General features: G+C 66.4%; 6 protein-coding genes. 2 read left to right on the forward strand and 4 right to left on the reverse strand.

Annotated elements, in window-relative coordinates; genetic code table 11:
* The first annotated feature begins 112 nt into the window (after positions 1-112).
* The gene (locus EN780_RS25685; RefSeq protein WP_128275686.1) at positions 113-787 is read left to right on the forward strand and encodes an isoprenylcysteine carboxylmethyltransferase family protein; all 675 of its coding nucleotides are present in this window, start codon (positions 113-115) and stop codon (positions 785-787) included.
* Positions 788-790: 3 nt separating this feature from the next.
* Here the strand turns inward: EN780_RS25685 and EN780_RS25690 are convergent, their stop codons facing one another.
* Entirely contained in the window at positions 791-1,672 is an 882-nt protein-coding gene (locus EN780_RS25690) for a CoA ester lyase (RefSeq protein WP_128275687.1), read from the reverse strand.
* Positions 1,672-2,124: a MaoC family dehydratase gene (locus EN780_RS25695; protein ID WP_127310422.1), complete on the reverse strand. Its 453-nt coding sequence runs from the start codon at positions 2,122-2,124 to the stop codon at positions 1,672-1,674. The genes EN780_RS25690 and EN780_RS25695 overlap by 1 nt, the downstream gene beginning before the upstream one ends.
* 152 nt (positions 2,125-2,276) lie before the next feature.
* Between EN780_RS25695 and EN780_RS25700 the strand changes: the two genes are divergently transcribed.
* Positions 2,277-3,398 (forward strand): DUF2336 domain-containing protein, encoded by a 1,122-nt coding sequence (locus EN780_RS25700; RefSeq protein ID WP_128275688.1) that lies wholly within the window; start codon positions 2,277-2,279, stop codon positions 3,396-3,398.
* Here the strand turns inward: EN780_RS25700 and EN780_RS25705 are convergent.
* Complete coding sequence (locus tag EN780_RS25705; RefSeq protein WP_128275689.1) at positions 3,395-5,470, reverse strand: FUSC family protein; 2,076 nt, start codon at positions 5,468-5,470, stop codon at positions 3,395-3,397. The two genes, EN780_RS25700 and EN780_RS25705, sit on opposite strands and share 4 nt — an antisense overlap.
* A 43-nt stretch (positions 5,471-5,513) precedes the next feature.
* Positions 5,514-5,975, reverse strand: a 462-nt coding sequence (locus EN780_RS25710; RefSeq protein WP_245500138.1) for a toprim domain-containing protein, incomplete at its 5' end; no start/stop codon positions are given.

The following is a 5,975-nucleotide window of genomic DNA, read 5'->3' on the forward strand; positions in this document are numbered from 1 at the left end:
ACATGGACTATGCCAGCGTCGACCAGACCTTCTCGATGCGCCGGCCGCGCTGGGAAAAGGGCTGAACAGAGCTCGGGCAGACGCCGGCGGGGCAAGTCACGAAAGGCTGGTCATGATCGCGAGACTGATCCTGCAGACATTCGTGTGGTTCGGCGTCATGGGCGCCGTGCTGTTCCTCTCGGCCGGCACGCTGAACTGGCCGGGAGCCTGGGTGTATCTGGTGGTGATGATCGGGCTCAGCCTGACGCTCGGCATGTCGCTGGCCCGTCGCGATCCCGGCCTGATGAACGAGCGGCTCAGCCCTCCCATCCAGAAGAACCAGCCCCTGGTCGACAAGGTGCTGCTTTCGACACTGCTCGTCGCCATTTTCGCGTGGCTGGCTCTGATTGGGCTCGACCTCCGTTTCGGCTGGTCGGCGGTTCCGTTGTGGGTATTGGTGATCGGCGGGGTGATCCTGCTGGTTGGACTCTGGATCTGCTACCTGACGATGCTGGAGAACAGCTTCGCGGCGCCCGTCGTGAAGATCCAGGACGAGCGCGGACAGCATGTGATCACCACAGGTCCCTACAGCTATGTCCGCCATCCGATGTACGCCGGCGCCATCCTCTATTTTGCCGGCACGGCGCTTCTGCTTGGTTCCTGGTGGGGGCTGGCATCGGTGCTCTTCTTCGTCGGGCTGTTGGCGATCCGCACCTTCATCGAGGAGCAGGCGCTGCGGACCGGCCTGCGGGGCTATGACGACTACGCGGCCAGTGTCCGCTATCGCCTGATTCCGCTTGTCTGGTAACGGTCAGGCGGAAACCCCGGCGTCGCGGGCGCGCGCCAGGAGACGCTCGGCCAGGCGCAGGTGCGGCCGGTCGTACATCTTGCCGTCGATGCCGACCACGCCCGGATTTCCGGCCGCCGCGAAGGCATCGACGATTGCCTGTGAGTGTTTTACGGCTTCCGCCGACGGCGTGAAGGCGGCGTTGATGACCGGCACCTGGGCCGGATGGATCGCCATCTTGCCGGTGAAGCCGTCGCGCTCGGCCTCGCGGCATTCGGCTTCGAAGGCGGCCATGTCCCGGAAATCCGGAAAGACGGTGTCGATCGCCGCGACTTCGGCCGCACCGGCCGCAAGGATGGTCATGGCGCGGGCGAGACGGAAGACATCGGTGTAACGGCCGCTCTCGCCGCGCGCGGCGCGGGCGCCGATCGCGGCCGACAGGTCCTCTGCGCCCCAGGTGAGGCCGGCAAGCCGCGCGCTGGTTCCGGCATAACTCCCCGCCGCCAGCAGGCCCACCGGCGTCTCGGTGATGATCGGCAGGATCCTGATCGCGCCGTCGGGGAGGCCGTTCTCGGCCTCGTGCACCCTAAGCTTGGCCGAGAGCTGCTGGACATCCTGGCCGCTGTTCGACTTCGGCAGCATGATCCCGTCGGGTCGAACTGGAACAAGGGCTGCGAGATCGTCGTCGGTGAGGCCGGTCGACAGATCGTTTACACGCACATAGATCGCGGAGGCCGTCTGGTGCCTGTGCCCGGCGATGAAACGCGCCGCGATGTCGCGCGCGGCGGGCTTGTTGCCGGCTACGACGGAATCCTCGAGGTCGACGATGACGGCGTCGGCGCCGGCGCCGAAACCCTTTTCGAGCTTCTTTTCGGAGTCGCCGGGAACGAACAGCAGCGAGCGCATCAGGCCGCTTTCTTCAGCATCATCGCCTGCCTGGTGCATTTGGCGACGAGAACGTCATCCTGGTTGTAGGCGCGATGCTCGAACTCGACGATGCCGCGATCGGGTTTTGAGCGGGACTCGCGCACCGAGATCACCGTGGTTTCGACACGGATGGTGTCGCCATGGAAGACCGGATGCGGAAACACGGTTTCCTTCATGCCGAGATTGGCGACGGTGGTGCCGACGGTGATGTCGTTGACCGAAATTCCGATCATCAACCCCAGCGTGAACAGCGAGTTGACCAGCGGCTTGCCCCATTCGCTCTTGGCGGCGAAGTCGAAATCGATGTGCAGCGGCTGCGGGTTCAGCGTCATCACCGAAAACAGCATGTTGTCGCTCTCGGTGACGGTCTTGCGCAGCGTGTGGCGGAAGACGTGGCCGACGACGAACTCTTCGAGATAAAGCCCGGCCATGCACGATCTCCTCAACGGCTCAGGGGTTGATAGGCGCTGCCTGCGGTGCCCGCAAGCCAGTTAATAAACATGGTGAACCGTTCGTAAACCATTTCAGGCCTACGGTTTCCAACGGGGCCGGGACGTTCCGGCAAGGGCGCAAGCTGGTCGGCATGATTGTTTCGCATTTTCTAAAATGGATCGATACGGCAAGGGTTGCCGAACGTGCTGCCGCGGCCAGCGCCCTGGCGCGGGCCTATATCAATTCCGACCTGCCTTTCGAGGACCGCTGCGCCGCGGAAGCGGCGTTGACGCTGCTGCTCGACGACGCCTCGTCGAAAGTGCGGCTCGCGCTGGCCGAGGCGCTGTCGATGAGCCACCACGCGCCGATCCAGATCATCAGCGCGCTGGCCTCCGACCAGCCGGAGGTGGCCGCCATGGTGCTGGCGCGTTCGCCACTGCTTACCGATGCCGATTTGATCGACCGGGTCGCCGGCGGCCAGAAAGCGACCCAGAAACTGATTGCCGACCGGCCGGTCGTCTCGATGGCGCTGGCGGCGGCGATCGCCGAAATCGGCGAGCCGGAGGCCTGCGCCATGCTGCTCGCCAACAGCGGCGCCGACATCGCATCGCTGAGCTTCCGCCGCATGGCGGAGCGCCACGGCCATCTGCCGCTGGTGCGCGAGGCGCTGATCGCCGACGGGCGCCTGCCCGCCGATTGCCGGCACATGTTGCTGGTCAAGCTCGGCGAGACGCTGAAAGGCTCGCCGCTGGTGCTGGCGCTGATGGGCGCGGCAAGAGCCGATCGCGTCATGCGCGATGCCTGCGTGAAGGCCTCGGTGACACTGATCGAAGGCACGCGGGCCGATGAGCATGCTGCGCTGATCGAGCATCTCAGGCTGCGTGGCGACCTCACCGCGAGCTTCATCATCCGCACCATCGCGCATGGCAAGGTCGACTTCTTCGGCTCGGCGCTGGTGGCGCTTGCCCAGCAATCAGAGCAGCGGGTGAGGGCGCTTCTGGCCGGGGGGCACGACGTAGCGCTGCAGGCGCTGTTCCGCAGCGCCGGCCTTGCCGCGGCCACCCATGGCATCATCCTGCGCGCGCTCAAAGTGTGGCGCGAGGTGGCCAATGGCAAACGCGTCGCCGGCGTGCAGGAAGTGAGCTGGCTGATGCTGAAGGAGCTTGGCGGCCAATCGGCCGAAGGCGATCTCGCCGGGCTGGTGAAGTCGATCCATCTCGACGCGCTGCGCGAAAACGCGCGAGGGCATGCGCTGGCGATCGCAGCGGCCTAGCCGGCGTCAGCCCGGCCTTTCGCGAAGAAGTCCGGATAGTCCTCCATCGCGGCGGCGATGATACGCAGCGAGGCGGCGACCTGCAGCATTTCGGCCTTGTCGCTGCGCTCGGCGATGCTCGCCGCATATTGCCTGGCGACGGCGATGGTCGCCGTCTGCGGTTCGCCGGGCCTGCGAAACAGCAGCTCGCGCGCCAGCCCGCGCAGGAAGTTGGTGATCGAGAGAGCTGTTTCCGGCGGGATCTCCGCATCCTGCTGGGCGCTGCGCAGCCGCAGGATCTCGAGCCCGACGGTCACCGCCGCGATGCCACCGCCGAGCACGGCGTCGCCCTTCCTGCCGACGCGCTGCAACAGCGGCATCAACTGGTTGACCCGGTCATAGGCCAGGCTCTCGAAGGCCGACCTTCGGGGCACGCGTTCATGCAGGCAAAGCCGGGCCAGGTCTTCGCGCATGGCCTGGAGGATGCGGTTGACGGTGACCCATGGATCGGCGGGCAGCACGACGATGAAGACGCCGATGGCGATGAGAATGCCGACCAGGATCGACGCCGACCCGGCGAGGAACGGGCCAGGATCGTAGGTCATGGCCTGATGCGGACCGAGGAAGGCGAGGAAATTGATGGCGAAGGCGGTGGCGACGCCGACATGGCGCGGATTGGCCATGCCGAGGGCCGCCGGCACCATGATCGGCACGACGAAGAGCGTGAACCAACCGAAGCCGGGGAACGCCGGCAGCGCGACCTGGCCGACGAGGAACGCAAAGGGCAGCGCAAGCAAGGTGCCCTTGAAGAAACCCCACGCCGAGTCGACAGGGTCGGGGCGAGCGGCGAACAGGCTGGAGACGACGGCGACGAGGATGACCGTGCCTGCCGCTTCCGACCATTTCGTCGTCAGCCAGAACGCCGTGACCAAAAGCGTCGCAAGGCCCGCCCGAACGGCGTTGCGCCAGGCGGCATGATAGTCGCGATGGACGACGAGCGCCGGCTGGCGGCGGTCGCGCGAGGGCCGCGAAGCCGGCGAACGGAGCGCGTCCAGCCCGCGCAGCACCTGCTTCAGCGCTTCGGCAAAATCGGCGGCGATGGTGAGGCGGGTGATGGCGCCGAGGCGGTCGCTTTCGGGGTCCGGTGACGGCTCGGGCGTCTGCCGCGCCTCCCTGGCGATCGCGTCGAGCCGCGCCACCCACGGGCCGGTGTCGTCCAGCGCGCCCGGGCTGGTCGCCATTTCGCCGACCAGGGCCTGCAATTCGCTGCGGACCGGGATAAGGGCGGCATTCTTCGGCGCGGCATGCGAATGCAATGCGCGTGCCGCCGAGAGCGCCCACAGGAGCTGGCCGATCGTGCGCCGGACCGGATGGGCGCGGGGAGCAAAGCTCGGCGCTTCGAGCCTTGCGTAGGTGCGCATCTCGGCCAGTGTCTGGGCGTCGGCGATCAGCTTCCTCTGCAGACCGGCCAGGGTGGCTGCGTCACCGCCCGAAAAAGCGCCGCCGGCATAGGTGGCAAGGTCGAGGATGCTGCGCTTCAGCCTCGAGATGATGGCGTCGGCGGCCAGCTTCGGCAGGATCAGCCGGCTGGTCAGGCCGGCGCAAACGATGCCGAGCACGATCTCGGCGCAGCGCGCCACGGCAAGATCGACGACGAGGTGCGGCTGGCCGAAAGCAGGCAGGCCGATGATCATCGCGGTGTAGCCGGCAAGCGCGGCGCCATAGGCTTCGGGGTTGCGCAGCAGCGACGAGACCAGCGTGCAGATCCCGATCCACATCGCGAGCACGACGACCAGCAGCCAGGGATTGGCGCCGAACAGGGAGGTGATGCCGATCGCCGCTAACCCGCCTGCCAGCGTGCCAAGCAGGCGGTAGAAACCCTTGGCCAGCACCATGCCGGCGACGGGCTGAGCAACGATGAACACCGTCATCATCGCCCATTGCGGGTGGTCGAGCTTGAGGGCGTAGGCGGCGAGCAGCGCGATCAGCCCGGCCGAAACGGTGCGCAGGGCGAAGATCCAGTCCGAACGCGTCGGCCGGGTCAGGCTACCGAACCTCGCCTCGATAAGATCTTTCACACGCGCCAAGGTCACATGCTCGTCTCCGCAACGGAGCCTGTTATGGACCGGTCAGCACTCAGATATCCAGCACGTCCGCCTCGGCGAATTCGGCGCGCTCCTGGATGAAGCGGAAACGGGCTTCCGGCTTGGTGCCCATCAGTTCGTCGACCCTGTCCTTGGTCGCCGCCGCGGCTTCGATCACGTCGACCCTGAGCAGCGTGCGCTTCCTCGGGTCCATGGTCGTTTCCTTGAGCTGCGAGGCCATCATCTCGCCCAGGCCCTTGAAGCGGCCGATCTCGACCTTGGCGCGCCCGGTGAATTCGGTGCGCAGCAGCTCGTCCTTGTGCGCGTCGTCGCGAGCATAGGCGACCTTGCCGCCCTGCCGGATCGAATAGAGCGGCGGCACCGCCAGATAGAGATGGCCGCCGTTCACCAGATTCGGCATTTCCTGGTAGAAGAAGGTGATCAGCAGCGACGCGATGTGGGCGCCGTCGACGTCGGCGTCGGTCATGATGATGACGCGGTCGTAGCGCAAATC

It is taken from the genome of Mesorhizobium sp. M4B.F.Ca.ET.089.01.1.1 (genome assembly GCF_004022605.1).
Lineage (GTDB): Bacteria > Pseudomonadota > Alphaproteobacteria > Rhizobiales > Rhizobiaceae > Mesorhizobium > Mesorhizobium abyssinicae.

What these genes read in the sequence shown, in the direction of transcription:
- EN780_RS25695 (WP_127310422.1), bottom strand. Translation starts at nt 2,124, where the DNA reads ATGGCCGGGCTTTATCTCGAAGAGTTCGTCGTCGGCCACGTCTTCCGC.
- EN780_RS25690 (WP_128275687.1), bottom strand. Translation starts at nt 1,672, where the DNA reads ATGCGCTCGCTGCTGTTCGTTCCCGGCGACTCCGAAAAGAAGCTCGAA.
- EN780_RS25685 (WP_128275686.1), top strand. Translation starts at nt 113, where the DNA reads ATGATCGCGAGACTGATCCTGCAGACATTCGTGTGGTTCGGCGTCATG.
- EN780_RS25700 (WP_128275688.1), top strand. Translation starts at nt 2,277, where the DNA reads ATGATTGTTTCGCATTTTCTAAAATGGATCGATACGGCAAGGGTTGCC.